Raw genomic sequence first — 26,025 nt, 5'->3', positions numbered from 1 at the left:
GGAAGTCCCGCCGTCGTCCGCTTGCTCTGCGTACTCTTCCGGTGGGGTCCGACATCCGGGCCTTGGCCGCCCGGCATGTGCCGGTCGACATGTTTATGGGAATCGGGGCGGCCGGACGGCGGACGGCAGGCTCGACTTCGTTGAAGTGCGGGACGCCCTGGCGGCAAGCCAGCAGCCCGTCTAACCCAGGCTCACGCCCTCCAGTTCCTTCTTGAATTCAGCGGCCGTTTCCAGCAGTTGGGCGGACAGGCGTTTGGCGTCCTGGCGGGCGAAACGGCCGATTGGCATGGCGATGCTCAAAGCCGCGTGTTGGCCATCTACCAGGCCCAGGGATACGGCCATGGCCGCCACGTCCTCCTCGCTCTCTTCGAAGTTCATCCCGATCTGCTGCCGGCGCGTCTGGTCCACGTCCCGGTACAGCTTGGGGAAATCGATGCCGGCGTTGACCGCGGCCGCCGAGTCGTCGAGGACGCGGTAGCGCCTCTCTATGTCCTCCCGGGGCAGGTCCGCCAACATTGCCTTACCCGCAGAGGTCAAGTGGGCTGGCAAAACCACGCCGGTGCGGAGGCCAAAGCGCAGCGCGTGGGTGGTTGCCTCGATGCCGTCCAGGTGGTGGATTTCCGTGCCGATCAGCGTTGCTAGGTGGCTCGTCTCGCCCACCCTTGCGAAGAGCCGCTCCAGATATGGGCGCACGCGCACGCGCAGCGGCGGCGGGGCGTTGCCAGTGGTCACCCGCCGGCACTCGGGGCCCGGGACATACCGCCGCTGGGCGGCCTGTTCGGCGAAGCCGTCGCCCACCAGTGTCACCAGCAGGCGCTGGGCCGTCGACGGATTGACCTCAAGCATGCTGGAAGCCTCGGTCACGCTGATTGAACCCTGCTCCGCCATGTGCTTGAGCAGCACCAGCGCTCGGTGAACGGATTCAACCCGCGGCGCTTCATCTTTGCGTATCACGCAATTTAGGATAGCAACCATTGCGCCCGACGCATAGAGCTGGCTAGCCTCACATCACAACTTACGCAGCGACCCCCGCAAAAGCCGGGCCGCGCGTCGTTCGCACCCCAGCTGTAACTCCCCAACTGAATGCCCCCTAACTAAAGGCGCCACAGGCGCCGCACTGCTCACCCGACGAAGGAGTCTTGATGAGTCTGTCCCAGCCGTCACGAGCCGTAAAACGCTCGCTCAAGCCCGCAATGCCCGCCTCCCCGCAGGCCAAGCGTGCCGTCCTCAGCGGTACCTTCGGGTCCGCCCTCGAATGGTTCGACTTCGCCGTCTACGGCGCCATGGCCGCAACTGTCTTCCCCAAACTGTTCTTCAACGACATGAATCCCGCGATCGCACTGCTTGCGTCCTTCGCAACCTTCGGCGTCGGCTTCGTGGCCCGTCCGCTCGGCGGAATCGTGTTCGGCCATCTGGGGGACCGCCTGGGACGCCGCAAGATCCTGCTCACTACTTTCATCACGATGGGCGTCGCGTCGATGGTCATCGGCCTGCTTCCCCCGCAGTCGGCGATCGGCATCGCCGCCCCGGCCCTGCTGGTTCTCATGCGCTTCGTCCAGGGCATCGCCCTCGGCGGCGAGGCCACGGGAGCCCAGTTGATGACCATGGAGCACGCACCCGCGGACCGCCGCGCCTTCTACGGTGGGCTCATGGCGATGGGTTCGCCCATCAGCCAGGTGGCCGCCAACCTGATGCTGGCCGTCCTTTCCGGCGTGCTGAGCCCGGAGGCGTTCCTCTCTTGGGGCTGGCGCGTACCGTTCCTGCTGAGCATCCTGCTGGTGGCGGTGGGCATCTACATCCGGCTCAAGGTTGAAGAGACGCCGGTGTTCAAGGAAGGCATGCAGGACATCGCCCAGGAATCCACCAACCCTGCCACCGTGATCAAGACCCACGGCGTCACCATCCTGCGGCTCATCCTGGCCTTCGCCCCGATCGTCGTGACCTTCTACATCGTCTCCGTATTCGGCATCAGCTACCTCACCACCCACGGCTTCTCGCAGAGCCAGACGTTCACCATCATCATGATCTCCAACTTCCTCTCCGTGATCGCGATCTGGTGGGGCGGCCGGCTCGCGGACGTCTACGGCCGCCGTCGCATCCTGACGATCGGATCGGCAGGCACCCTGCTCGCCGCCGTCCTGTTCTTCCCGGTGGTGAACCTAGGCAGCTTCCCGCTGACGCTGGGCATGGTGGCGTTCTCCCTGGTGACCGCTCAGTTCGGAAACGCCGGCCAGGGCGCGCTCTTCGCCGAGGCCTTCCCCACCCATATGCGGTACACGGGCTCCGCGCTCGCACTCACCGGTTCCAACCTGATCTTCGCCGCTCCTGCACCGTTCCTGGCCTCGTGGTTGATGAGCATCAGCGGCGGCAGCACCGTCTCCATCACTGTTGCCTGGATCGTGATCATCGTCGCCGCGCTAATCAACCTGGTGCTGATGAACGACGGGAAGACCCTCGAGGGCGGCCAGCACCGCTTCGGTCGCTACGTTCCCGCTGAGGAAACGACGACGACGGCGCCCGCCGCCACCGGGCTGGTCGGCTCCGCCGCCGGAGAGGCACCGTGACCGGCGTGATTGTTGAACAGCGGACCTACGTCCTGCACACCGGTGCACGACTCAACGAGTACCTCGAAGCCTACGAAAGCATCGGCCTGCCCGCGCAGAAACCGATCCTGGGAGGCTTCCTGGGCTACTTCGTCACCGAATTCGGCCGACAGAACGAGCTCAACCACTTCTGGGCCTACGAGGACCTGGAGGACCGCCGGACCCGCCGCGCAGCGCTCGCCAAGAGCGGGAAATGGCAGGAATGCCTGGCCATCATCCGGCCCATGATCATGACGATGGAGAACCGGATCATGTACCCCACGTCCTTCTCGCCGATCCGCGCCCTGCCCGTAGCCGTCACCGACCCACACACGGCCTTCAGCCGGAACCAGGAGCCCGGCCATGACCAGTGACCCCACTGCCACATTCGATGCGGAAACGCTCAAGCAGCCCGTGCTGCTGCAGACGGCGATCGTGACCGGCGGCGCCGGCGGCATCGGCCAAGCGATCAGCAGCCGCCTCGCCGCGGAAGGCTACGCCGTCGTCGTCGCTGACCTCGACCAGGACGCGGCGGACCGGACGGCCGCGGCGCTCCCTGAAGTGGGCTGGGCCGAACACCGCGGTTTTGCCGGCAACCTGGCCGACGGAGACACCAACAAGGAACTGGCCGCCTTCGCGGCCGAGGCCGGCCCGGTAGGGGTGGTGGTCAACGCGGTCGGCATTTCACCCAAGCGCAGCGGCGGCAAGATCCGCTTCTTTGACCTCAGCGACGAGGAGTGGAACACCGTAATGGCTGTCAATGTCGCGGCGCCGTTCTTTCTGGTCCGCGAGGTCTACCGGCACATGCCCACGGACGGTTCCGCCAGCATCGTGAACCTGCTTTCCATCACGGCCAAGACCGGGACCGGTGGAGGCCCGGACGCGGACTTCGGCCCGTTCCTGCCCAGCTCCGTGGTCTACGGGGCATCGAAGGCGGCGCTGCAGAACCTGACGGCCAGCCTTGCCCACGAACTGGCCGACTTCAAGATCCGGGTCAACGGCGTGGCACCGGGATTCGTGCAAACTCCAATGATGGGCGACGTACCCCAGGACGCCAGACTCCTCGGCCAGGTCCCCATGAAGCGCTTTGCGACGCCGGAGGAGATCGCCAACGCGGTGGCCTTCCTCACCGGTAATCAGTCCACCTACATCACCGGCATCAGCCTGGACGTCAACGGCGGCTTCCTCACCTGCTGAAACGCCTGGCCGCGCCGCCACGGAACGTGACAGAACCGACGTGACAGAACAGACGCGACAGAACCAATGACAAAAACCCCTGAAAGGGACAGCACCATGACCATGCCCCAATACGACTACGATGTGGTGGTTCTCGGATCTGGCATCGCGGGACAGTCTGCAGCCACCAGCGCGGCGCAAGCCGGCCTCAAGGTGGCGCTCCTGGAAAAGACCGCCAAGCTTGGCGGCTCCTCAGCCATGAGCGGCGGATTCTTCGCCTTCTCCGGGACCGCAGAGCAGGCGGCCGAAGGTGTCCAGGACTCCGCGGAACTGTTCCTGCAGGACCTGCTCTCCACTGGCGGCGGCGTCAACAACCGTGCACTGCTGGACGCCTATCTCGAACGCCAGGACGAGACCTACCACTGGCTCAAGGACCAGGGCGCGAAGTTCCGGGCCCTGGAAATCAGCTCCGGACAGTCCGCGCCGCGCAGCCACAACACCGTGATCACCGAACTGCTCGCCAACATGCACCGGACCTTCACCGAAAGCGGCGGGGACACGCGGCTGGGACACCGCGCCGTCCGGCTGGTGCGCAGCAACGAAGGCCCGGTGACCGGCGTCGTCGTCGAGTCCGACGGTACCGAGTCCCTGTTCAACGCACGCGCCGGCGTGATCCTGGCGACCGGCGGCTTCAGCCGCAGCACCGATCTGCTGCGCACCTTTGCGCCGGAGCAGCTGGCGGCCATTCCGTACGGCGGGGTGGGCAACACCGGTGACGGCCTCAAGATGGCCTGGAAACTGGGCGCGGGCGTGGCGGACATGTCCTACATCACCGCCACGTACGGCTCCCACCCGGAAACCGGCGAGGAGTTCCATGAATTGCTCACGGCCTATTACATGGGCGCCATCATCGTGAACAAGGACGGCCGGCGGTTCGTTGACGAGTCCAAGTCCTACAAGACCCTGGGCCGCGAGGTTCTCAAGCAGCCTGAGGGACTGGGCTTCGAGATCTTCGACGCGAAGGTCCGGGCCAAATCGCATCCCGGTATCCCGCTCAATGACATTGGCATGATCGAGGACCTCGGCCACATCTTCAAGGCCGACACCCTGGAGGAACTGGCCGAGGCCGCCGGCATCGACGCCGCAGCCCTGATGGCGACCGTAGCCCGCTATAACGCTTCGGTAGCCAGCCGCGAGGGGGACGAAGTGGGCCGCAGGAACCTGTGCAACGGGGTGGGCGAGCTCCTGCCGCTGGACCAGGGACCGTTCTACGCCTACCCGGCCAAGTCGCTGATGACCACCACCTACTGTGGCCTGACCATCAATCCCAACGCCGAGGTGGTGGACGTCGACGGCGAGGTGATCCGCGGCCTGTACGCCATCGGTGAGCTCACCGGCGGATTCCACGGCGCCGCCTACATGACCGGCACGTCGCTGGGCAAGGGTGCCGTCTTCGGCCGCATCGCCGCCGAGCACGCCGCCGCCAAGCTGGCATCGGGCGTGACGCAATGAGCACGGCAACGCAGCATCGGGACAGTGTTCCGGTCCGGCACCGTGGCGTGGGCGGGCTACATGGCGTGGACGAGGTCCGCCGCGTGGACGTGGTGGTGGTCGGATCAGGCGTCAGCGGTTCGGCCGCGGCCATGACCGCCGCCCGGCGGGGCGCCAAAGTAGCACTGCTGGAGAAGCAGGCGGCGTTCGGCGGATCGGCAGCGCTCTCGGCCGGCATGTTCTGGACCGCACCCACTGTCGACGCCTACCGGAAGCGGATTCCGCTGGGCAACGTGGACCTCGGCAGCCGACTCGTGGGCGACTACGAGGAAGCGCTGGCCGAGCTGCGGTCCTCCGGCGTCCGGGTTGCCGAGGAACCGAAGCGGGACATCATGACCTTCGGCATCGGCTACTCCACCGACATCCACGGCATCCTGGCCTGGTGCCGGGACCGGGTCCTCGCGGCCGGGGGAGAGACCGCCGCGGGAGCAGTCGTTACCGAACTCATGCGTGACGGCGGCACCGTCACCGGTGTCCTGGTGCGCACCATCGACGGGCGCCGCATCCGGTACGAGGCGGGCGCCGTCGTACTCGCCAGCGGCGGATTCCAGGGTGACCGCGCTGAACTGACGCGGTCCATCGGCCCCAGTGCGGACCGGCTGGTGCTGCGCTCCAATCCCGGCAGCGTCGGCGACGGGCTGCGCCTCGCGCGCGCCGCAGGAACCGGCGGAACGACGGCGATGAGCACCTTTTACGGGCACCTGCTGCCATATCCGCTCTCCAGTTTCGAGACGGAACACTACCTGCCCTATTCGCAGTACTACTCCGGCTCCACGGTGCTGGTGAACCTGCAGGGCAAGCGCTTTGCGGACGAGACCGACGGCGACGAACTGCTCAACCAGGCCGTCACCTTCCAGCCCGAAGCGCGCGGGATCCTCATCTTCGATGAGTTCGTGCGGAGCACGGAAGTGCTCGAGGAACCGTTCCCGGGCCTGGGCAGCATCGACCGTCTCGGCATCGCCATCGACGCAGGCGGGCAGCACGCCGTCGCACAGACTCTGCCGGAACTCGTGGACATGCTGGCCGGCTGGGGCGTTGACCGCGATCAGCTCTCGCGCACCCTGGATAGCTATGCGGAACTTGCGGGCCAGGGCGGCACCGCCGATGGCATTCCGGTCTCGTCCTCCGCGCGGGCGCCGCAAAATGGCCCTTTCTACGCACTCATGGTCCAGCCGTCCATCACGTTCACGTTCGGCGGGATCCGCACAAATGCGCGCGGCGAGGCTCTGGACCACGACGGCGCGGCGGTACCGGGGCTGTACGCCGCCGGGGCCGATATCGGCGGGCTGTCCAACTATGGCTACGCCGGCGGCCTCGCCCCCGGCTACATCACCGGCCGCTGGGCCGGGACCTCGGCGGCCGAACGGGCGGCCGCATTGGTACGGAACGGAAGCGGCGCCGTCGCCGCCGACGGGCACGGAATTGAAAGGAATGCACTGTGATTTCGACAGCAGCGAGTTCAACAGCAGACGTCCTGGTGATCGGCGGCGGTGGGTCCGGCATGAGTGCCGCGATTTCCGCGGCCACCAGCGGTGCCACGGTGATCGTGCTGGAAAAGTGCCCGAAGGTGGGCGGCAGCACGGCGATGTCCGTGGGCTCTTTCACCGCGGCCAACACGGCCTACCAGTACCGTGCCGGGGTCAATGACAGCATCGAGCTGTTCGTCGAGGACATGAAGTTGGCCAACGGCGAATTCGAGCAGCGCGAAAACAAGGAACTGCGCCGAATCCTCGCCGAAAATGCGGGCCCCACGGTGGAGTGGCTCAGCAGCATCGGCGTGCAGTTCCTCGGCCCCACCCCGGAACCGCCCTACGAGAAGCCGCGCATGCACAACGTCCTGCCGAACTCCGGAGCCTATGCCGAGGCGCTGCTGCGCGAGTGCAGGAAGCGCGGCGTCGTCATCCACACCTCCATGCGCGTGGAGGAACTGCTGAGCAACGCCGACGGCGAGGTCATCGGCGCGCGTGCCAACGGCAGGGAGTACTTCGGCCGCCGTGGCGTCATCCTGGCCACCGGCGACTACTCGGCGTCGACCGAAATGAAGGCCAAGTTCGTGGGCGAGGAGGCGGCCAAGATCCCGCCGGTTAACCCCAACAACACCGGCGATGGTTTCAAGCTCGGGGCCGACGCAGGCGGGGTCATGATCCAGATGGACCGCCTGTATGAAGGGCTTCGCTTTGCCCCCTCTACTCGGGTGGACCCGATCAAGATGCTGCCGTCCCATCCGCTCATTTCCAAGGCCATGCGCCTGGTAGTCGAGCGTCTGCCACGGAAGATCCTGGCCTACGTGGTCCGCGGAGCATTGACCAGCTGGGTTGGCCCCAACAACACCATGTACCGCGCCGGGGCGATCCTGGTGGGCCACGGCGGGAAGCGCATCGCCAACGAGGACTCGGACAAGGCCATGGCTCGGGCCACCGCGGCGGACGCCAAGAACACCGCGTACATGATCTTCGACGAACGGGTGGCCAAGAAGTTCTCGGCCTGGCCCAATCCGGTCTCCACGTTCCCCGGCGTGGCCTACGCCTACGTTGACGACTACAAGCGGTACCGCCCGGACGTCTACCACCGGGCCGGCACCATCGAGGAACTGGCCGCGAGCACCGGCCTCGATTCCGCGGTGTTGACGGCGAGCGTTGAGGAATGGAATGCCAAGGTGGCGGCCGGCAAGGACGGCGACTTCGACCGCCAGCACCTGGGCCAGGGCGTGACCGAGGGGCCGTTCTACGCGCTCGGCCCGATGAACGCCTTTATTACCCTGGCCGACGGCGGACTGGCAGTCGACACCGAACTCCGGGTGACCACGGCCGAAGGCGAAGCCATCCCGGGCTTGTGGGCTGCCGGATCAACCGGGCAGGGCGGGCTCCAGCTGCTCAACCACGGGTTGCACATCGGCTGGGCGATGGTTTCCGGACGCATCGCCGGACGCAACGTGGCCCAAGCCGCGAGCCGTGGCGACCTGAGAGTCGCCGCGGGAGTCGCCGTGGGCTGAGGGTCTACTCCCTGGATGAGTGCTTTGCGGTCTGACCGGACGAGGATGTCGTGCGCCGTGAACTGAACCACAAGAATGCCGGCTGCAGCGCACCACGCCACCAGTCGCCGTCCGGCGGGAGACCAGAGGTGCACCGCGAGTCCGGCTGCTGCACCTCCCACGGTGAGGAAGACCACGATCGTGGTGAGTTCGTATTGGCTTAGCGGCAGCAGCGACACAGGCATCTGGTCCGGAGCGACCTCGGCACCCAACACCAGCGGACGACGGCGGGGAGTCCCGCCGTCGTCCGCTGGTGTGAACCTACTTCCCGTCGCTGGACCGAGAGCCAGCTCAAAGCCCGGGGAAATCGAGAACTACATATCAGGTGTTCTCATTCGTTGGCCAATGGAAGCTCAAAAGTAAACGAGGCACCCCTGGACTCATTCTCTTCCGCCCATAGCCTGCCATGCTGGCGTGTGATGATCCGGTGGCTAAGGGCCAGGCCTATTCCGCTGCCCGTGGATTTAGAGGTGAACACGCCATCGAAAATTCTCCCGTCCGGGACATGTGCGATGCCCTTACCCCGGTCGGCGACACGGAACACGCCCGATTCCGCCGTGGCGTATGTGGTGATGGTGACATGGCGCTCGCGCCGCGGCCATGTGGACATCTCGTCGATGGCGTTGTGGCACAAATTCAGGATCACCTGTCCGGTCAATATTTTTTCGCATCGAATCCAGATGGGCGCATCGCTCTTGACAACCTGAATTTCCGTTTCGTGCTGCTGGCCGCGGAGCTGGATGAAATACAGGCAGTCTTCGACGATTTCATTGAGGTCGACAATCTGTTCGGAATGTTCAAGCTGGACAACGAAGGCGCGAAGGCTGGATACGATTTGGTTGGCGCGGTTTATTTGTTTTTTGGCGTTTTCCAGGCCGTACTCCAGGTCTTGCACGGCAGTGTCTGGATTGCGCAGCCGTCGGGACACGCCGTCGACGAAGTTGGTGGCGGCGGCCAGCGGCTGCCCCAACTCGTGGGCGATGGCCATGGCCATGTCTCCCATGGCGTTGTAGCGACCAAGATAGTTGAGGTGCTCGAGGTCCCGACGATGTTGTTCCTCCGCGGCGACCTGATCGGTGATGTCATGAAGGAGTACGAGCGTCCCTTTAAGATCACGTTCCAGCTCGATGTGCTGGCAACTGGCCCCCACCCACACCTTGGTTTTGTCGGGGCGGGACAGTTCCAGCCGGATGCTTGTGGCAGATCCGTCCGGCTGGGGAGTGGCCAGGGCTTTTTCAAGCATCTGCTTTGAGCCGGGGGAGCAGAGCTCCAGAAACTTGGTTCCCACCAGCTCGGCGGTGCTGAGGCCAAGCTGGTCCGAAGCGGCCGAACTGGCATAGCTGACCACCGAATCGGCGTCCATGACAAGGATCCCCTCCGCCATGTGACTCAGGAAAGCCTGGAGCCGCCCCTCAGTACGTTGAAGGTCGGATTTGAGCGACTCCTCTTTTTCGATATCGCGGAATTGCACCATAACTATGGAGCGGTCTGCGAGATTGACCCTGACCGCTATGGCCTCGGTGAGAAAATCGCGCCCGCTCTTGGAGCGATACATCCATTCCGTACGGCTAGTGCCGTGGTCTGCGGCATCTTGAAGCCATTGGACGCCCGCTGCGCGCCGGAAGCGGGGATCGGCGCTGCTCATGTCTGGGGCCTTCAGCGGTTTCAGCTCTGACAACGTGAAGCCGAGCATGTCGCACGCCGCCGGGTTGGCCCACAGGATGTCCTTCGTGGCGGCGTCATGGATGAGGATGCAATGGGTGAGGGATTGCATGAACCGGGCGAAATCCGAGCGACTCGGGAACTGCTGTTCGCGTTCATCGCCGGGCAACGGCAGGGAAGTAGACACACCAGATCCTACTGCGCACAGAATCCGGACCGACATAGGTGAATTCTTTAGGCCGGGGAAGTTTTATCGCCGGGGTAGGGAGTGAATCACCAATTGTTGCGTTCCTAACCGCGTCATAGCTTGGGAAACAGACAACGACGACGACCAACCCGTGGGAGCCCAACATGACAAATGTCCTGGATGCCGCATCACCGATCACTCTGGATGAAGTGCTGCTTACAGTCGAGCGCCGTCGCGACGAATTCAGTGCCCAAAAATCAGTCCCGACGGATGTTATTGAGGCGTTCAAGAAGGCCGGCGTGTACCGGGCAGCGACTCCGCGGCGCTTCGGCGGCGATGCTTTGCCGCCGTCGGAATTCCTGCGCATCGTAGAGCGCATCTCACAGGTTGACGCCTCGGCGGGCTGGGTGGCGAGCTTCGGTTCAGCCGTATACCTCGCAGCCTTGCCGCTGGAAACCCAAGCCGCCCTCTACAGCGGTGGCCCCGACGTCGTGTTTGCCGGCGGTCTCTTCCCCGTGCAGAAGGCTGAGCGCGTTGACGGAGGCTGGAAAGTTTCAGGGGAGTGGAAGTTCTCCAGCGGTTGCCGGGGGGCTGACATCATTGGCGTGGGCCTCGCCGGCGGCGAGGGAACCCAAGGCAAACCACTCACGGCGTTGTTGAGGCCGGAACAGGTTGAGATCGTCGAAAACTGGGACGTGGTCGGATTGCAGGGCACCGGCAGCAACGATCTGCGGGTTCACGGTCAATTTGTTCCCGACGAGTGGACCTTCGTCCGCGGTGGGGAGCCCACTGTCGACGAGCCCCTTTACCGCTATCCCGCTATCGCATATGCCGCCCAGGTGCTTGCGGCCGTGAATCTCGGCACCGGACGCGCCGCTCTGGATTACGCAATCCGCGCCGGCAGTGGACGCACCGGGATCACGGGCGCACCCAAGCTGGCGGACCGCGCCTACTACCGGATTGACATAGCCAAGGCGGAAGCTGCGCTGCTGTCTGCCAGGGCCTTCTTCTACGAGATTTCCGACGAGGTCTATGCCACGGTCGAGACCGGCGACAGCCCGACAGACAAGCAGAAAGCGCTCTTGCGCCTGGCGTCGACCCATGTCGCCAAGGTCGGCGCCGCCGCCGTGCAGGCCGCCTACACCCTCTCGGGGACTGCGGCCATCTACGATGCCAACCCCATGCAGCGCTACCTCAGGGACGCCTCGGTCGTAACCCAGCACGCTTTCCTGGGCGACGGCATCTACGACGGGGCAGGCGCGGTCCTTATGGACATTCCGCCGTCCATCCCGGCCTTCATCTGAACCTGCGGCAACAAGGAGAGAACGTGACTACAAACCCAGCAGATCCACTGCGCGTATTGTTCTGCATCGGCATCAACCAGAACTTTTTCGATCTGCCCAAGAGCGGCATCGGCGCCGTCTGGACCGCCTTTTCCGGCATGATGTCCGAAATGGGCCAGATGGACGGCGTCAATGTCATCGGCAACATGGATGACGACTCCCACATGGTCGGTCCCTCCGATGGTTGGCCCTGGACCTGCTACATCCTGGCCGACGTCGACAGCCAGGAAACGATCAAGGCAGCGTGCAATCTGTTCCGGACCACCATGGTGGGCGAGCACGCTTTGTGGCACTACGCCAAGATCGAGGCCAGGATCGGACGCGCCCTCATCATTCGGGACGACGTCATCCGGGACGACGTCCCAGTGGCGGCCGGCTGACCATGGCACCTATTTCGACGTCGGAGCTTGCACAGCGCCTCACAGCTGTCGAAGCCACCGGGGCAGTCCGCCGCACCATGAGCCGCTACATGGACCTATGCGACGTGCCCCGTGCCGCCTATGCGCCGGAGGTCCTGGAAGCACTCTTTTCCGACGAGGCAATCTGGGAAGGAATCGGTCCGGACTATGGCAGCAAGTTCGGCCGGATCGAAGGCCGGGAATCCATCTGCGCCATGTTGGGCTCATACCTCCCGCCGTCGCCGCACTTTCGGAGGAACATCCACCTCCTGGGCGAAGGCCACATCACTGTCTCCGCGGGAACGGCTGCCGGGAGCTGGATCATGCAGCAACTCTCCGAGTACGGGAACGGCGACCTGGACCTGATATTTGCCCGGCTAAATGTCGACTTTGACATACGCAACGGCACGGCCGTCATCAGCCATTTCCGGACAGAAAAGATGTTCTCCTCCGCACGCCCGTTCGGCGCCCATCTCAGTGAACAAGCAACACCTAACCTGCAAAATCTTAAGGAGTACCGATGACCGCCCCAACTTCAGACCGGGCCACCGAGTTCGCATCACTGGCAGCCGAGGACCGCGTCGCGGCCAGGCTCTACACAGACCCCGAGATTTTCGACTGGGAGATGGAGAAGATCTTCTACAGCACCTGGGTGTGGGTTGCACACGAAAGTGAGATTCCCGACGCCGGGAGCTTCAAGATGTCTCACATCGGCCTGCAGCCGGTGATCGTCAACCGCGACCGGAAGGGAACCTTCAATGTCCTCCTGAACCGGTGCCGGCACCGGGGAGCGAGCGTCTGCGAAGTACCCAAAGGCAAAGCCAACGGCTTCACCTGCCCCTACCACTCCTGGTCATACTCCCTCGAAGGGAACCTGCGCGGCATCCCGTATCCCGACGGCTACGAGGGCGTTGCCGAGAAGCGTGACCTGCCCCTGCAGCGGCTGCGCGTGGAAACTTACAACGGTCTCATCTTCGCCAGCTTCAAGACGGACGTTGAACCGCTGGCGGACTTTCTTGGGGATGCAAAGCTATGGATCGATCGCTTCATGAAGCAGGGGGCCGGCTTCCCGGTCAAGGTCCAGGGTGAGCATAAGTTCCGTTTTGACGGAAACTGGAAAATCCAGCTGGAAAACACCACAGACGGTTACCACTTCCCGATCGTGCACCGCTCCTGGATGGCCTCGGTGGACGCCGAAACGGCAGACATGTTGTCCTTCATGACGGACGAGGAAGCTGTGACCCACGCACTCGGCAACGGACACAGCGTTGCCATCATGGTCCCCGAGCACGTGGATCTGGAAGTCGACGACGGCACGGAAGAACTCCAAGAGAGGTTCCGTCCCATCATCGACGAACTCTCCGAAAAGATGCCACCAGAGCAGGTGCGCCGCATCGTGCGATCAATGCACGGCGCGGGATACAACCTGAATCTGTTCCCGAACCTGTCCCTGTCAATGTCGTTCTTCCGCGTTCTGCGGCCGATCTCCGTGAACGAAACCGAAATCCAGCACATGGCACTGGGCCTCGACGGCGGACCGGACAGCGTAAACCGGGAACGCCTGCGCATCCACGAACACTTCCAAGGACCCTTCGGGTTCGGCACTTCCGACGATTCAGAAGCATGGGACCGGGTCCAGCGCGGAGCCGTGGCCAACCCCGAGATGCCCATCCTGGTCAACCGTGGGCTGGGCCGGGAAGTGGCCGCCGATGAGGGGTGGAAAACGTCGCATGTCACAGACGAAACCGGCATGCGCGAGTCATACGCAATGTGGAAAAGGATGATGAACGATGACCGCTGAGACCATCGAAGAGAGCACCGGTATTGATAACCGCCCCGCACAGGAACCCTCCGACCTTGGCCTGGGCAAGCTCGCCGATCCCCAGGTGGGACGCGCCATCGAGCTGATCTGGCACGAAGCCCGGCTCCTCGACGACAAGGCATACGAGGCCTGGCAAACCCTCTACACGGACGACGCGAAGTACGTCATCCCTGTCGATCCGGACACGGACGACTTCGAATCATCCCTAAACATGGTCTACGACGACGCCCGGATGAGGCACATGCGCATCACGCGCCTGGTTCAGGGCTACTCCATGTCGGCTGTGGCCGCGGCACGCACCACCCGGACCATTTCACGGTTTACCGTGGAGGAGCAGACAGCGGAAACGGTCACGCTGCGTTCCGCGCAGGTACTGGTGGGCTTCAAACGTGAAAAATTCCAGGTACTTGGCGCCGATCTCACCCACCGCATCCGGTTCGACGGCGACGACGCCCGGATCGAGCTCAAGCTCATTCGCCTTGTCAACGCCGACGCCGCCGTGAACGCCTCCGGCTTCCTACTCTAAGGACTTCGACCATGAATAAAGTCGCACTCGTTACCGGCGCAGCCCGCGGGCTGGGTGAAGTCATTGCCCGCAAACTCCATAAAGAAGGTTTCCGCGTCGCCATCACGGGCACCACGGCAGAGTCCGTCTATCCCCTTGCCGACGCTCTTGACCCATCCGGGGAGACTGTCTGGGCAGGCGCACTGGATATCCGCAGCAAGGCAGACTTCGAAACTGTCCGTGATGCTCTCGCTGAAAAATGGGGCGGCACTGACATCCTGGTCAATAACGCCGGACGTTCCAAGGTGGCACCTGTTCTGGAAATCACTCCGGAAGAATTCACCGAAAATGTGGATATCAACCTCAGGGGAACTTTCCTGGGCTGCCAGGTATTTGGCCCACATTTCCGGGAACGCGGCTACGGCCGCATCATCAACGTCCACTCGCTCGCAGGACACAACGGCGGGACTGCCACTGGCGCCCACTACGCCGCATCCAAAGGCGGCGTGTCCACGCTCACCAAGGTCTTCGCCCGGGAGTTTGCATCCTCCGGTGTGACCGTCAATGCCGTCTCGCCCGGACCGCTGGATCTTCCCGTCGTCTACGAAACCGTTGATCCCCAGAAACTCGACATCATAAAGGCAACCATTCCGGTTGGCCGGTTGGGGGATGCCGAGTTTATCGCGGACACGGTGGCGCTGCTCGCCTCCCAGGGGGCGTCATCGGTCACCGGGGCCTGCTGGGACATCAACGGCGGACTCTACATGCGCTAGCCGCCGGCCAGCACATCACCAACAGAAAAGGAAAGGAGCGTTGCCCCATGGGTATGTTCAAAGTACGCGTAGCCGAAGTGCTGGAGGAAACCAGCAACATCAAGTCCTTCCGCCTCAAGCGTACGGATGGGGCACCGTTCGGTCCCTATCCGGCCGGCGCCCACATCGACGTCGTCGGACCGACAGCCGTCATGCGCCAGTACTCGCTTTGCAGCCCGCCCGATGAACTCCACGACTATGTTGTCGCGGTCAAGCTCGAGGCGGCATCACGCGGCGGTTCGGCCGCGCTGCACGATCAGGTCGAAGTGGGCCAGGAGCTGGAAATCAGCACGCCTCGAAACCTGCTGTCCGTGGCACGAGGGGCGGACCAGCACGTCCTCGTGGCGGCCGGAATCGGGGTGACCCCGATGATCAGCATCGCCTATCACCTTCACAGGATCAACGAAGAGTTTGAGCTGCACTACTTCGCCCGTTCCCGGGAGGAAGCGGCATTCTGCGACCTGCTCAAGGACAGAAGCGGTTTCGGTGATCGGGTCTTCTTTCACTTCGGCCTAACCCGAGACCAACAAGCAGAAGTCCTCGGCAGGGTTCTGGCGCCCCTCACCAGCTCGTCTCATGTGTATACGTGTGGACCGCAGGGCTTTATGGAGCGGGTGAAAGAAGCTGCCTCCGCCGTTATTGCCGCGGACAACATCCACATCGAGCATTTCCAGGCCGGCGAGCCAGCCGACACAGACAGCGACACCCCGTTTGAAGTCGAACTGGACGACGAAGTGTACGAAGTGCCTGTCGGAAAATCCATTGTTCAGGTCCTTGCCGACAACGGGATCGAAGTGGACACCTCATGCAAAGAAGGAATCTGCGGCACCTGCATTATGGGTGTTCTGGGCGGGCAGCCCGACCACCGGGACCAGTGCATGTCAAACAGCGAAAAGAAAGCCAATGACCAGATCGCAGCCTGTGTGTCCCGAGCCAAATCTCCGCGGCTCACACTGGAGCTCTTCTGACTGGCGGCACCCAAGACCGGCCCGCCTCCGCGTACTAAAGAATGTTGTTCCTGGGAACTGACCCGCAGCCATCAGCGCCTGTTCAGGATGCACCACAGTGAAGTCTCCCCCGCCGCGGCGGGGGAGACTTCACTGCTCTCCCGTTCATCCGGGATCTTCAAAGAACTGACACGTGATGTTGAAGGATGTCGCGGACCAGCGTGGCAATGCTGTCAGCGCCGGTCTTCGCCTTGATCCTGGTCCGGTGAACGTCAATTGTCTTGACACTGGTTCCCAGCTTCCGTGCGATGTTCTGACTTGGCAGCCCGTCAATGACGAGGGCCAGGATTTGCCGTTCCCGCGGGGTCAGACCCGCAATGCGTTCCTCAATTTCCCGGCGGCTTCGGTCTGATGCAAAGCGCTGACGCGCCAACTCGAGTGTCTCCTGGACAACGTCCAGCATGTGCTGGGGGTCGTAGGGCTTCTCGAGGAAGTTCACTGCGCCCTGTTGGAGGGCTTTGACGGACATCCGGATGTCGCCGTGTGCCGAAACAAAAATGATAGGCAGCGGAGAGGAGATGCTGTTCAGCGTCTCCTGCAGCTGAAATCCTCCGGTCCTGGGCATCCGCACGTCCAAGACAAGGCACGCCGGGACGGAAGGGTCGTAGTTGTCCAAGAATGATGCGACATCGTTGTAGATGCGGGAACGGATGTTGACCGATTCCAGAAGCCAGGACAACGAATCGCATAGCTCCTGATCATCGTCGACAATGTACACGAGTGCTTCCGGTAAATCCATGATGGCGACCTTGCAGAGCAGAGAAATGGGCTTAAACGACGCTATCGACGGTCGGCCCGCACAGTCAATACTTCCGCCGTAAGGATGCTACCTACCCGGCTAAAGCGATACCTGCCGATCAGTGGCACAAATTGCAATATTTATTAACTCCAATTCCTCCTAGATTCTCATTACGAACTAATGGAAGGCCCAATGAGGGCCGCGTCATTTGGAGGAAGAAATGCCTGAACTCAGTCAGATCCAGAAAGACTTCCGGTCTGCGATGGCGCACTTGCCGGCGGCGGTGAATGTCATCACTACTGGCGGGCCGTTCGGCCGGGTGGGCATCACAGTCAGCGCCGTGTGCTCGGTAACCGATTCCCCTCCCACGGTCCTGGTTTGCGTGAACCAGTCCAGCGCAACGCATGACATTTTCAACAGTAACGGTGAAATCTGCATCAACGTCCTCAGCGGCGAACATGAGGAACTGGCCCGCCACTTTTCCGGAGCCACCAAGGTACCCATGGAGGAACGTTTTGGCTGGGATATCTGGGAGGAAAGCTCAGGATCCGTGCCGGTGCTCCGGGATGCATTGGTCAAAATCGTCGGGCGCATTAGCGATCGCTCCGTGCAAGGATCCCATTCGGTAATTTTCGTCCAGGTCGAGCGTATTGAAGTCCAGGGGGAGCGTGACAGCCTCGTGTACTTCAAGAGGCAGTTTCATCGCCTTTCCGTGACTCCTGAGCTGGTGACTGTTTGACGTCCCCGGACGCGCTCCTGGAGATGGTTTCGGACCTCAGGGCTGGGCGGACCCAGCCGAGCCGGGTCCTCGCCGATGCCCTCGAGCGGGTGCGTGCGAAAGAACCCGCGGTGCACGCCTGGGTGAGAGTCGACGTCGACGGGTCAGCCGCGCAGGCGGAGGCGCTGGAAACCGCTGGCCTGCACGGACCCCTGTGGGGGATCCCGGTTGCAGTCAAGGATCTGATCGACGTCAAGGGCCTTCCAACCGGCTGCGGCAGCCCACTGCGCGGCCACGAGCCAGCAACGGCGGACGCGGATTGTGTGCGGTTGTTGAGGGAAGCCGGGGCTATCATCGTGGGCAAAACGGTGACCACCGAATTCGGATACTTCGCCCCGGGACCGACGCGCAACCCGGTAAATCCTGCGCATACCCCCGGCGGTTCCTCGAGTGGATCCGCGGCCGCAGTGGCCGCCGGAATGGTGCCTCTGGCGTTGGGGACGCAAACCGCGGGATCGCTTACCCGGCCGGCCTCCTACTGCGGCCTGGCCGGCTTTGTGGCCGCGAAGGACCAATTCCCAACTACCGGGATAACCGGCCTTAGCCACTCGCTTGACTCGCTGGGACTGATCACCAGGACCGTTGCGGACTTGCGGTATGCGTGGGAATCCCTCAGTCGATTCGAGACAGTAAAACAGGATGAGCCCTTGGGCTCGGTGAGACTTCTGCTCTGGGCCGGAAGCGGGCTCGGCGAACTCTCCAGGGAAATGTCCGCGGCGCTAACCGCCGCCCAGGCGACTCTCAGCAACGAACCCGGGTTCCATTTCACCGATTGGTCAGACCATGGAATGGTCCGGGACCTCGCCGAGCATCATGCCACGGTCATGGCCAGCGAAGCCTCTGCAGCACGCGCCGAAGAGTTGGCACACCACCATGAATTGAGTGTGCCCTTCACCGAGCTCCTCACCTCCGGCCGTTCCCTGCCCCACCACGAATACACCGCCGCCGTGGAGCTCATTGCGGTGTCCCGGCAGAGGGTTCTCGCCCTCCTTGAGCGCTTTGACGCGGTTTTGGGACCAGCGGCCCTGGGCGCCGCTCCGCCAGGACTGGAAGCAACCGGCAGCCCAATTCTCAGCCGCCCCTGGCAGGCGCTTGGCCTACCTGTGCTGACCATTCCAGGACTTACCTCCGCCGATGGCATGCCGTTGGGGCTGCAACTTATCGGAGCTCCTGGGCGGGAACCCCGGCTGTTTGATATCGGGCAGCGCATCGAAGAAGCCTTGCGGCAGACAGGTGCCAAGCGCGGTGGGACGCTGCCCCTTGACGATTGACCGGCCGCCGGTTGCAGGGAAAGCTGGCGCGACTCGGCTAAAAAGCGGACGAAAAGAAGGGCTCTGTTGGGTTTCCCAACAGAGCCCTTCTTTCATTGTCGGTCAGCGCCACGCGGCGTCAGCGGTCCAGTACTCGGAGCCATTGGCGCTTACTCCGTGCTTCCACTCCGAAGTTCGGCGCAGTTGGGGTTCCACCCTGGCAGTTACCGCATCTGCTGCGGCAGGGCCGTCCTCGTCCACCTGCCAGTGGACCCAGTTCACTTCCAGACCGGCGTCGTCATGCACGAACAGATCAACATGATGCCACCCGTATCCGAACGTGTCCGTGTAGCAAGTCAGGAACATCCGGTCGTGGTTCTTGGGATGCGGCATACAGGTACTCCTTTGCATCGTATTTCAGACACCGTACGACGCAATTTCCCTGCGCCAACAGGGGATAAACCCTTACTCGACGTGGTGATACTTCGTCTGTCGCCTTTACGAGCGGAAGGAAAGAATCTTTCACATGGGGAGGGACGACCTCCCTTGCCCGGACCCGACGTCGGCAAATGTGCCGCCATGACCCAGAGGAAGATGCCGTGAAGATTGAGCGCATCGAGACAATTCCTTACTCGATTCCGTACACGAGGCCGCTGGCCTTCGCGAGCGGCGAGGTCACAGACGCCGAACATGTGCTGGTCCGTATCCACACCGATGAAGGACTGACCGGCGTAGCGGATGTTCCACCCCGGCCCTACACCTATGGGGAAACACAAGACTCGGTGCTGGCGATCATCAACAAGGTATTCGCACCCGCCATCGTGGGCTTGGACCCGCTGGACCGCGGCAAGATTCACCAGATCCTCACGAGGACCGTCCATAACCAAACCGCCAAGGGCGGCTTGGACATCGCACTCTGGGACATCATCGGCAAGGCCGCAAGCATGCCGGTATCGGCGCTTCTCGGCGGTTACGCCGCGGAGATGAATGTCAGCCATATGCTCGGTTTCAAGCCGGCGGCCGAACTTCTGGACGAAGCACTTCGGGTTCGCAGTGAATACGGGATCACCACCTTCAAGCTGAAAGTCGGCCGCAAGCCACTGATCCTGGATATTGAGGCGTGCCACACACTCCGGGCTGGTTTGGGACCTGACATTGACCTATACCTTGACGCCAACCGCGGTTGGACCGCCAATGAGGCTTTCGAGGTCTTGCGGCGCACCGAAACCCTTGGGCTGTCCCTCCTGGAAGAACCCTGCGATGCAAAAGAAACGATGAGCCGGCGCCGGTTGGTCGACAAATCACCGATTCCCATTGTCGGTGATGAAAGCGTCCCTACGGCCGGTGACGTTTCGCGTGAGTTGCTCTCGGGCGGATGCAACGCCGTGAGCATCAAAACGGCGCGCAGCGGATTCACTGAGGCGCAGCAAATTCTGGGGCTGTGCACGGGTCTTGGCATCGACGTCGTGATGGGGAACCAAATCGACACGCAAATCGGCACCTTGGCGACGGTCGCTTTTGGGGCAGCCCACGAACCGACGTCGCGCCGCGCGGGTGAGCTGTCGAACTTCCTCGATATGTCTGATGACCTCCTCGCGGACCCCATCGTAATCCGCGAAGGAAAAATTCTGGTCCCCCAGGTCCCCGGTGTGGGCGCCGAAATCGACAACGAAAAACTCGAACGCTACCGACAGGACAAGTAGCGACCGCCATTTCCACAAACGGAGGAAAAATGCTCTACCTGGTCCGAATGGACGTCAACATCCCAGCGGATGTCCCGCCGGCGACAGCGGAAGCTGCCAAATCAGCCGAGAAAGAACTCGCGCAGGCCCTGCAGCGCGACGGCCGATGGTGCCACCTCTGGCGCGTCGTGGGCCAGTACGCGAATTACTCGGTCTTCGATGTGGCTGGCAATGACGAGCTGCACGAAATTCTCCAGCGCCTGCCCCTGTACCCCTACATGGCCATTCAGGTCACACCCCTGGCCCAACACCCTTCCTCCCTCGCAGCATCCGAACACTAACCACCCAATTCCGCATCGACGCGGAGGCGGAAAGCAAAGAAAGGACATCAAATGTCTGTAGAAATTGAAGCGACGGCCGCTGATTCCGGAGCCAAGGCCACCGAGCGCTTCCGGTCTGACAAATCCTCGGCCTTGGAAGTGGGCGCCGACCGGGTCAGTCGACTCGCCTCCCGTGCCATTAACGCCCTCGTTGAAACCGTTCTGGAAGAAAAGGTCACCTACGAGGAGTACAACGCGCTGAAAACGTGGCTCATTCAGGTTGGCGAAACCGGGGAATGGCCGCTCTTCCTGGACGTATGGCTGGAACACGCGGTGGAAGAAGTCGCCAACAGCGGCCGGGCAGGCAGCAAGGGCACCATCGAAGGCCCGTACTACGTCCCGGGGTCGCCGGTCCTCGAGTCGCCGGCGACTCTCCCGATGCGCGAGGACGAACCAGGGACGCCGCTGGTTTTCCAGGGCAAAGTAACTTCAGTTGCGGGTGCAGCCCTGGCGGGGGCGTCGATTGAAATCTGGCACGCCGATGATCTGGGCTTTTACTCACAGTTCGCCCCCAATATTCCCGAGTGGAACCTCCGGGGGACGGCGCTAACTGACTCCGAAGGTTTCTTCCAGATCCACACAGTGCAGCCTGCGCCCTATCAGATCCCTACCGACGGTGCCTGCGGGCAGTTGATCGAGGCGGCCGGATGGCATGCATGGCGGCCGGCCCACCTGCACCTGAAGATCGCGGCAGCCGACCATCAGCTGATCACGACCCAGCTGTATTTCACGGCCGACAAGCACCTTGGCGATGACATCGCTTCGGCAGTGAAGCCCGAGCTGGTACTCGACCCGCAGGACAAGGCAGACGGTACGGGCCGAGAGGTGACGTACGACTTCGTACTCGCACCGGCCCAGTAACACCCTTTCCACCGGATGGCACAGTCCACGCGTTCCCTTGATGGGGATGTGGTGCCATCCGGTGGTTTGCTGTGTCCGGACAGGGCCAGATCCCGGCAGGTCAATTCTTTAGAACATCACCAGGTGGAAGCGCTGGCAGGTGGCGCTGCTTCCCTACGCCTTGCTCCAAGGCTCCCGCGCTGGATTCATGCCTGGGAGGGTTGAAGGAGATGCAACACGGCCTCCAGCTGGGAAATGAGCTGGAGCCGAGTGCTGGTGCCGGGGGCGAGGGCAACGCTGATTTGCGCCCCAAGAAGCATATTCATAAGGATTCCGGCAAAGTCTTCATCGCTCACCGTCGAGAAGATCTCTCCTGCAGCCCGGGCATCCCTCAAGTGGACCAGGATTCGTTCGCGCCACTGTTCCATCGACCGTTCATGGAGCGCTGACTTAGACGTATCTCCCAGCGCACGTTGCCAGAATCCGATCACGATCCGGGCTTCGTTCTCCTTCTCTTCATCCAGCGGGAGCACCTCGTGGCAGAACACACGGAGAGCGGCCAGACCGGTATTGATTCCGGTGGCCGTGTCGATTCTTTTGTTTGTTTCGTGAAAGACATGCTCGAAGGCAAAAGCAAGCAGATGTTCTTTACTCCCGAAATAGGGCTTGAGGGCGCCATTGGCGAATCCGGCCTCAGCTGCGATTTCCCGCATGGTGGCGCCTTCAATGCCGTCGCGGGCGATGAGCCGCCACGTGGCACTGACCACATCTGCACGCCGCTGGTCATGATCGACAATTTTCGGCAAGGAGACCTCTCTCTACCCGATGCTTTTCCCTGGACTTCCTCTAGGGTAGTCGCACCCTCGTCCGGCGCCCTGGGGCAGCAGCCTTGGCTCTGTCCGTTCAAGCCAAGAACGGGGTAACGCGGATCGGCATCCTCCGTCCCATGTCAGGGGACGGAGGATGCCGCACAGGAGTCCAGCTATTTCTTGCTAATTGACCCGAACTTCGTCGCAGTCCGGCGTCGGCAGATCATATTCGTTCTCCTCCGGAGAGCCTTCGCCGCCATGGCCGATGTATTCGTAGACAGCCGGAGACTTGATCTTCAGGCGATGGCCCCACCACAATCCGGCGGCGCCGGGGACGATCGCAATAGCCGGCAGCACCCAGGACAGAACCGATGGGCCGGAGGACCCGATGAGAACATCGAAGTTCGCCAGGATAAGCACGAACACGGCTCCGAGGGCCAGCGCGCTAAGCACCGGGGCGACGACGGTGGTCCAAAGGGACAGCTCATGGGCGTTGCGGCGGAAGTATCCAACGACAGCCAAGGAAACCAGGGCCAGGAGTAAAACGAGTCCGGCGGCGGCTGAATTCGAAAGCCACGTAAAGAGGGTCAGGACCGGAAAGAGCGGGCCCAGATCGGATGCATTGCCGGCAATAGCGAACGCCACGATGACGGTCAGCGCGGTTATGGATTGGGCAATAGATCCGGCCACAGGCGCATGGGTGCGCGGGTTGACATAAGCCAGTTGCTTTGGGAGCACGTTTTCCCTGGCCAGCGAGAAGACGTACCGGGCAACAGCATTGTGGAATGCCAGAAGCGAGGCAAAGAGGCTCGTGAGAAACATCATCTGCGCAAGGTCTGCCATGAGTGTCCCGACGTTTTGACCTAGAAAAGCAAACAGCAGCCCGGGGCCCAATTCCCTGGAGACCGCCACGATTTGGCCAGGGCCCGTAGCGGTCATCATTGCCCAAGCTGAGAATGCGTAGAAGACGGCGATAATGGCTACAGATATGTACGTTGCCCGTGCGATGGAGCGTTTCGGGTCCTTCGACTCCTCGCTGTAGATCGCCGCCGATTCAAAACCCATGAAGCTGGCAATACTGAATGCCAAGGCAGCGCCAACTCCGGCGGTAAACAGATCGCTTGGCAACAGGCCTGTCGCCGAAACGCCTTCCGGCTGCACAGCAAAGGCGGCAACGTCGAAAACGATGACTGCAAGAAATTCCAGGCCCACCATGACGGCCACTACCCGCACAGAAAAATCAACCTTGTTGATGCCGAGCCACGCGACGACCAGGAAGGCAACTCCGGCAGTTGCCCACCACGGGACATCCGCCCCTGTCTTCTCATTGATGAACGTAGCCGAAGCAAAGCCAAAGAGACCATAGACGGCGATTTGGATGGAATTGTACGCGGTGAGGGCCACGAAAGAAGCTCCTACGCCGGTCCTCTTGCCAAGGCCCTGGGCGATGTACGCATAGAACGCCCCGGCATTTCGAATTCGCGAACTCATGGCGGCGTAGCCCACGGTAAACAGGGTCAGGCAGGCTCCGAGCACAAGGAAGGACAGGGGAATCCCGAGCACTCCCGTCACCGCAAAGTTGGCGGGATAACCGCCGGCGACCACTGTGAGCGGTGCCGAGGCCGCAATGGTCATGAAGACCAGGGCGGGAACTCCAAGAGTGCGCCGGCTCAGGCCCGGTGGTTGGGTAACGGCAGGAATTTGTGGAGATGCGTGGGACATTTTCAGCCTCCGGGGAATGGTTAAGGGGTGACGCAGGCGGTCGACGCTGACCGACGCTGCATGGGGTAATTCCTGAAAAATATGGGGGTGGCCGACCAATGGCCACACAGTCCGGGTTCGTCAGGTACGGGGACGCGTGGTCACGTTGCCGTTGTTGCCGGAGGAAGAATCTGGTGGGCCGCCCGGCCCGGCGCCCTTGCGGACGCCGGCCGGTTTCAGCCGTTGATGATCTGCGGGACGCCGAGGGCTTTGAGGCCTTCGACGCCGAATTCAAGTCCGTAGCCGGATTGCTTGGACCCGCCAAAGGGAATCAGGGGGTTGACCATGCCATGGGCGTTGATCCACACGGTCCCGGCTTCGAGCCGGGCCGCGACGTTGCGGGCTTCGGCGGGGTTGGCGGACCAGACGGAGGCGCCGAGCCCGACGTCGAGCGCGTTGGCCATTGTCACGGCCTCGTCCACGGTGGTGTAGCGGATGATCGGCAGGGCGGGGCCGAATTGTTCCTCGGCGACGAGCGGGTTGTGGTTGTCGATGTCGGCGACGAGGGTGGTGGGGTAGAAGTGGCCGGGCTGGTCCAGTGCCGGGTTGCCGCCGAGCAGGATCTTGGCGCCGGAGTCGCGGGCGGCCTCGACGAGCCCGGCGACGATGTCGTACTGGGCCCGGTTCTGCAGCGGGCCCAGGACGTTGTTCTCGTCCAGGCCGTTGCCCATCGGCATCGCGGCGGCGACCTGGGTGAGTTCGTCGCAGACGGCGTCGTAGATGTCCGCATGGACGTAGAGGCGTTTGAGTGCGGCGCAGGTCTGGCCGGTGTTGATGAACGCGCCCCAGAAGAGACCTTCGGCGATGGCTTTGGGGTCTGCGTCGGGCAGGACGATGCCGGCGTCGTTGCCGCCGAGTTCCAGGGTGAGGCGTTTGACCGTGCCGGCGGAGGATTTGATGATGGCCTTGCCGGTGGCGGTGGAGCCGGTGAACATGATCTTGCCGATCGCCGGGTGTTCGGCCAGGGCCTCGCCGACGTCGCGGCCGCCGGAAACCACCGTGAGGAGGCCGTCGGGGAGTTCCTGGTTGAGGATTTCGACCAGGGCCAGGACGGAGAGCGGGGTGTATTCGGAGGGCTTGACCACCACGGCGTTGCCCATCCGCAGTGCCGGTCCGATCTGCCAGACGGTGATCAGCATGGGCCAGTTCCAAGGCCCGATCGCGCCCACGACGCCGATGGGCCGGTAGTGCAGTTCGGCGCGGGTTTCGCCGTCGTCCACCACGGTTTCCGCTTCCAGGGGAGTGCTCGCGGCCGTCCGGAGCCAGGCGGCGCAGGCGCCGACCTCGAAGCGGGCGTTCGGGCCGTTCAGCGGCTTGCCCTGCTCGCGGGAGAGCAGCCGGGCCAGTTCCTCGGCGGAGCGTTCGACGGCGTCGGCGGCCCTGAGCAGCGCGGCGGACCGGGCGTCGTGGCCCAGCGCGGCCCAGGCTGGCTGCGCGGCGGTCGCGGCGGCGACCGCGCGTTCCAGGTCCTCAACGGTGTGGACGGGAGCCTCCCCGACGGGCTGGCCTGTGGCGGGGTTAAGAATTGTCCGGGTCGATCCTGCCGCGGCCGGCGACGGTTCCACGTTACTTGTGGCTGTGCTGGTGCTCATCGTGCTCCTTTTAGGGGATAGGGAGAGAGGGTGCTGGTCTTACGGGGAGAGTTTTGCTGGTGGCCGATCGGCGCACTCCGCGCGGTCTCAGCGCGCTGCCGTCACTGTCCGGCACATT

At 62.9% G+C, this 26,025-nt stretch carries 25 protein-coding genes; 18 read left to right on the top strand and 7 right to left on the bottom strand.

Annotated elements, in window-relative coordinates; translation table 11 throughout:
* Positions 1–180: 180 nt before the first annotated feature.
* Positions 181–954 (bottom strand): IclR family transcriptional regulator, encoded by a 774-nt coding sequence (locus AC1DDO_RS20065; protein WP_476868684.1) that lies wholly within the window; start codon positions 952–954, stop codon positions 181–183.
* A 188-nt stretch (positions 955–1,142) separates the two neighbouring features.
* On the opposite strand from AC1DDO_RS20065, the gene AC1DDO_RS20060 reads away from it, so the two are divergent.
* From AC1DDO_RS20060 to AC1DDO_RS20035, 6 genes are all read left to right on the top strand, one after another.
* Positions 1,143–2,564, top strand: coding sequence for an MFS transporter (locus tag AC1DDO_RS20060; protein ID WP_476868683.1), 1,422 nt, complete (start codon positions 1,143–1,145; stop codon positions 2,562–2,564).
* 5 nt (positions 2,565–2,569) lie between these two features.
* Positions 2,570–2,956: an NIPSNAP family protein gene (locus AC1DDO_RS20055; protein WP_476868682.1), complete on the top strand. Its 387-nt coding sequence runs from the start codon at positions 2,570–2,572 to the stop codon at positions 2,954–2,956.
* On the top strand, positions 2,946–3,779 hold the full coding sequence (locus AC1DDO_RS20050) for an SDR family NAD(P)-dependent oxidoreductase (protein ID WP_476868681.1): 834 nt from the start codon (positions 2,946–2,948) through the stop codon (positions 3,777–3,779). Before AC1DDO_RS20055 ends, AC1DDO_RS20050 begins: the two co-directional genes overlap by 11 nt.
* Before the next feature lie 96 nt (positions 3,780–3,875).
* Positions 3,876–5,270 (top strand): FAD-dependent oxidoreductase, encoded by a 1,395-nt coding sequence (locus tag AC1DDO_RS20045; protein ID WP_476868680.1) that lies wholly within the window; start codon positions 3,876–3,878, stop codon positions 5,268–5,270.
* Entirely contained in the window at positions 5,267–6,751 is a 1,485-nt protein-coding gene (locus tag AC1DDO_RS20040) for an FAD-dependent oxidoreductase (protein ID WP_476972593.1), read from the top strand. Before AC1DDO_RS20045 ends, AC1DDO_RS20040 begins: the two co-directional genes overlap by 4 nt.
* Positions 6,748–8,301, top strand: a complete 1,554-nt coding sequence (locus tag AC1DDO_RS20035; protein ID WP_476868678.1) for an FAD-dependent oxidoreductase — start codon at positions 6,748–6,750, stop codon at positions 8,299–8,301. Before AC1DDO_RS20040 ends, AC1DDO_RS20035 begins: the two co-directional genes overlap by 4 nt.
* A gap of 370 nt (positions 8,302–8,671) precedes the next feature.
* Here the strand turns inward: AC1DDO_RS20035 and AC1DDO_RS20030 are convergent, their stop codons facing one another.
* Entirely contained in the window at positions 8,672–10,189 is a 1,518-nt protein-coding gene (locus AC1DDO_RS20030) for a PAS domain-containing sensor histidine kinase (RefSeq protein WP_476868677.1), read from the bottom strand.
* A 164-nt stretch (positions 10,190–10,353) separates the two neighbouring features.
* Here AC1DDO_RS20030 and AC1DDO_RS20025 point away from each other — a divergent pair, with 164 nt between their 5' ends.
* Genes AC1DDO_RS20025 through AC1DDO_RS19995 form a run of 7 tightly spaced genes read left to right on the top strand, consistent with a single transcriptional unit; the run spans position 10,354 to position 16,037 of the window.
* Complete coding sequence (locus tag AC1DDO_RS20025) at positions 10,354–11,493, top strand: acyl-CoA dehydrogenase family protein (protein WP_476868676.1); 1,140 nt, start codon at positions 10,354–10,356, stop codon at positions 11,491–11,493.
* Positions 11,494–11,516: 23 nt separating this feature from the next.
* Complete coding sequence (locus tag AC1DDO_RS20020; RefSeq protein WP_476868675.1) at positions 11,517–11,912, top strand: hypothetical protein; 396 nt, start codon at positions 11,517–11,519, stop codon at positions 11,910–11,912.
* Between the two features lie 2 nt (positions 11,913–11,914).
* The gene (locus tag AC1DDO_RS20015; RefSeq protein WP_476868674.1) at positions 11,915–12,454 is read left to right on the top strand and encodes a nuclear transport factor 2 family protein; all 540 of its coding nucleotides are present in this window, start codon (positions 11,915–11,917) and stop codon (positions 12,452–12,454) included.
* Positions 12,451–13,731 (top strand): aromatic ring-hydroxylating oxygenase subunit alpha, encoded by a 1,281-nt coding sequence (locus AC1DDO_RS20010; protein WP_476868673.1) that lies wholly within the window; start codon positions 12,451–12,453, stop codon positions 13,729–13,731. Before AC1DDO_RS20015 ends, AC1DDO_RS20010 begins: the two co-directional genes overlap by 4 nt.
* Positions 13,721–14,278, top strand: coding sequence for an aromatic-ring-hydroxylating dioxygenase subunit beta (locus tag AC1DDO_RS20005; RefSeq protein ID WP_476972592.1), 558 nt, complete (start codon positions 13,721–13,723; stop codon positions 14,276–14,278). The genes AC1DDO_RS20010 and AC1DDO_RS20005 overlap by 11 nt, the downstream gene beginning before the upstream one ends.
* Before the next feature lie 11 nt (positions 14,279–14,289).
* Entirely contained in the window at positions 14,290–15,030 is a 741-nt protein-coding gene (locus tag AC1DDO_RS20000; RefSeq protein ID WP_476868671.1) for an SDR family NAD(P)-dependent oxidoreductase, read from the top strand.
* Between the two features lie 47 nt (positions 15,031–15,077).
* On the top strand, positions 15,078–16,037 hold the full coding sequence (locus AC1DDO_RS19995; protein WP_476868670.1) for a PDR/VanB family oxidoreductase: 960 nt from the start codon (positions 15,078–15,080) through the stop codon (positions 16,035–16,037).
* Positions 16,038–16,194: 157 nt separating this feature from the next.
* Here the strand turns inward: AC1DDO_RS19995 and AC1DDO_RS19990 are convergent, their stop codons facing one another.
* Complete coding sequence (locus AC1DDO_RS19990) at positions 16,195–16,815, bottom strand: response regulator transcription factor (RefSeq protein ID WP_476868669.1); 621 nt, start codon at positions 16,813–16,815, stop codon at positions 16,195–16,197.
* A 220-nt stretch (positions 16,816–17,035) separates the two neighbouring features.
* Between AC1DDO_RS19990 and hpaC the strand changes: the two genes are divergently transcribed.
* Entirely contained in the window at positions 17,036–17,554 is a 519-nt protein-coding gene (hpaC, locus tag AC1DDO_RS19985) for a 4-hydroxyphenylacetate 3-monooxygenase, reductase component (RefSeq protein ID WP_476868668.1), read from the top strand.
* Positions 17,551–18,864: an amidase gene (locus AC1DDO_RS19980; RefSeq protein ID WP_476868667.1), complete on the top strand. Its 1,314-nt coding sequence runs from the start codon at positions 17,551–17,553 to the stop codon at positions 18,862–18,864. The genes hpaC and AC1DDO_RS19980 overlap by 4 nt, the downstream gene beginning before the upstream one ends.
* A gap of 102 nt (positions 18,865–18,966) precedes the next feature.
* Here AC1DDO_RS19980 and AC1DDO_RS19975 read toward each other — a convergent pair whose 3' ends face one another.
* Complete coding sequence (locus AC1DDO_RS19975) at positions 18,967–19,236, bottom strand: hypothetical protein (protein WP_476868666.1); 270 nt, start codon at positions 19,234–19,236, stop codon at positions 18,967–18,969.
* Positions 19,237–19,442: 206 nt separating this feature from the next.
* On the opposite strand from AC1DDO_RS19975, the gene AC1DDO_RS19970 reads away from it, so the two are divergent.
* The 3 genes from AC1DDO_RS19970 to catA are packed head-to-tail and all read left to right on the top strand — an operon-like array spanning position 19,443 to position 21,766.
* Positions 19,443–20,546: a mandelate racemase/muconate lactonizing enzyme family protein gene (locus AC1DDO_RS19970; protein WP_476868665.1), complete on the top strand. Its 1,104-nt coding sequence runs from the start codon at positions 19,443–19,445 to the stop codon at positions 20,544–20,546.
* 29 nt (positions 20,547–20,575) lie between these two features.
* Positions 20,576–20,866 (top strand): muconolactone Delta-isomerase, encoded by a 291-nt coding sequence (gene catC / locus AC1DDO_RS19965; RefSeq protein WP_476868664.1) that lies wholly within the window; start codon positions 20,576–20,578, stop codon positions 20,864–20,866.
* Positions 20,867–20,917: 51 nt separating this feature from the next.
* Positions 20,918–21,766 (top strand): catechol 1,2-dioxygenase, encoded by an 849-nt coding sequence (gene catA / locus AC1DDO_RS19960; RefSeq protein WP_476868663.1) that lies wholly within the window; start codon positions 20,918–20,920, stop codon positions 21,764–21,766.
* 185 nt (positions 21,767–21,951) lie between these two features.
* Here catA and AC1DDO_RS19955 read toward each other — a convergent pair whose 3' ends face one another.
* The 3 genes from AC1DDO_RS19955 to AC1DDO_RS19945 all read right to left on the bottom strand — a co-directional run bounded on the left by AC1DDO_RS19955 (position 21,952) and on the right by AC1DDO_RS19945 (position 25,907).
* The gene (locus AC1DDO_RS19955; RefSeq protein WP_476868662.1) at positions 21,952–22,551 is read right to left on the bottom strand and encodes a TetR/AcrR family transcriptional regulator; all 600 of its coding nucleotides are present in this window, start codon (positions 22,549–22,551) and stop codon (positions 21,952–21,954) included.
* A 186-nt stretch (positions 22,552–22,737) separates the two neighbouring features.
* A complete protein-coding gene (locus AC1DDO_RS19950; protein ID WP_476972606.1) occupies positions 22,738–24,276 on the bottom strand; it encodes an APC family permease in 1,539 nt (512 codons plus the stop codon).
* 215 nt (positions 24,277–24,491) lie between these two features.
* Positions 24,492–25,907, bottom strand: coding sequence for an aldehyde dehydrogenase family protein (locus AC1DDO_RS19945; RefSeq protein WP_476972591.1), 1,416 nt, complete (start codon positions 25,905–25,907; stop codon positions 24,492–24,494).
* Positions 25,908–26,025 lie beyond the last annotated feature (118 nt).

The organism is Arthrobacter sp. 10N43 (assembly GCF_056394525.1).
Note: the sequence above shows the minus strand (reverse complement) of the source record. Positions and strands in the feature narration are given on the sequence as shown.

Excerpts from the sequence above, each read along its gene's own strand:
- AC1DDO_RS20060 (WP_476868683.1), top strand. The coding sequence starts at position 1,143 with ATGAGTCTGTCCCAGCCGTCACGAGCCGTAAAACGCTCGCTCAAGCCC.
- AC1DDO_RS20050 (WP_476868681.1), top strand. The coding sequence starts at position 2,946 with ATGACCAGTGACCCCACTGCCACATTCGATGCGGAAACGCTCAAGCAG.
- AC1DDO_RS20045 (WP_476868680.1), top strand. The coding sequence starts at position 3,876 with ATGACCATGCCCCAATACGACTACGATGTGGTGGTTCTCGGATCTGGC.
- AC1DDO_RS20040 (WP_476972593.1), top strand. The coding sequence starts at position 5,267 with ATGAGCACGGCAACGCAGCATCGGGACAGTGTTCCGGTCCGGCACCGT.
- AC1DDO_RS20025 (WP_476868676.1), top strand. The coding sequence starts at position 10,354 with ATGACAAATGTCCTGGATGCCGCATCACCGATCACTCTGGATGAAGTG.
- AC1DDO_RS20015 (WP_476868674.1), top strand. The coding sequence starts at position 11,915 with ATGGCACCTATTTCGACGTCGGAGCTTGCACAGCGCCTCACAGCTGTC.
- AC1DDO_RS20010 (WP_476868673.1), top strand. The coding sequence starts at position 12,451 with ATGACCGCCCCAACTTCAGACCGGGCCACCGAGTTCGCATCACTGGCA.
- AC1DDO_RS20005 (WP_476972592.1), top strand. The coding sequence starts at position 13,721 with ATGACCGCTGAGACCATCGAAGAGAGCACCGGTATTGATAACCGCCCC.
- AC1DDO_RS20000 (WP_476868671.1), top strand. The coding sequence starts at position 14,290 with ATGAATAAAGTCGCACTCGTTACCGGCGCAGCCCGCGGGCTGGGTGAA.
- AC1DDO_RS19995 (WP_476868670.1), top strand. The coding sequence starts at position 15,078 with ATGGGTATGTTCAAAGTACGCGTAGCCGAAGTGCTGGAGGAAACCAGC.
- AC1DDO_RS19990 (WP_476868669.1), bottom strand. The coding sequence starts at position 16,815 with ATGGATTTACCGGAAGCACTCGTGTACATTGTCGACGATGATCAGGAG.
- hpaC (WP_476868668.1), top strand. The coding sequence starts at position 17,036 with ATGCCTGAACTCAGTCAGATCCAGAAAGACTTCCGGTCTGCGATGGCG.
- AC1DDO_RS19975 (WP_476868666.1), bottom strand. The coding sequence starts at position 19,236 with ATGCCGCATCCCAAGAACCACGACCGGATGTTCCTGACTTGCTACACG.
- catC (WP_476868664.1), top strand. The coding sequence starts at position 20,576 with ATGCTCTACCTGGTCCGAATGGACGTCAACATCCCAGCGGATGTCCCG.
- catA (WP_476868663.1), top strand. The coding sequence starts at position 20,918 with ATGTCTGTAGAAATTGAAGCGACGGCCGCTGATTCCGGAGCCAAGGCC.
- AC1DDO_RS19950 (WP_476972606.1), bottom strand. The coding sequence starts at position 24,276 with ATGTCCCACGCATCTCCACAAATTCCTGCCGTTACCCAACCACCGGGC.
- AC1DDO_RS19945 (WP_476972591.1), bottom strand. The coding sequence starts at position 25,907 with ATGAGCACCAGCACAGCCACAAGTAACGTGGAACCGTCGCCGGCCGCG.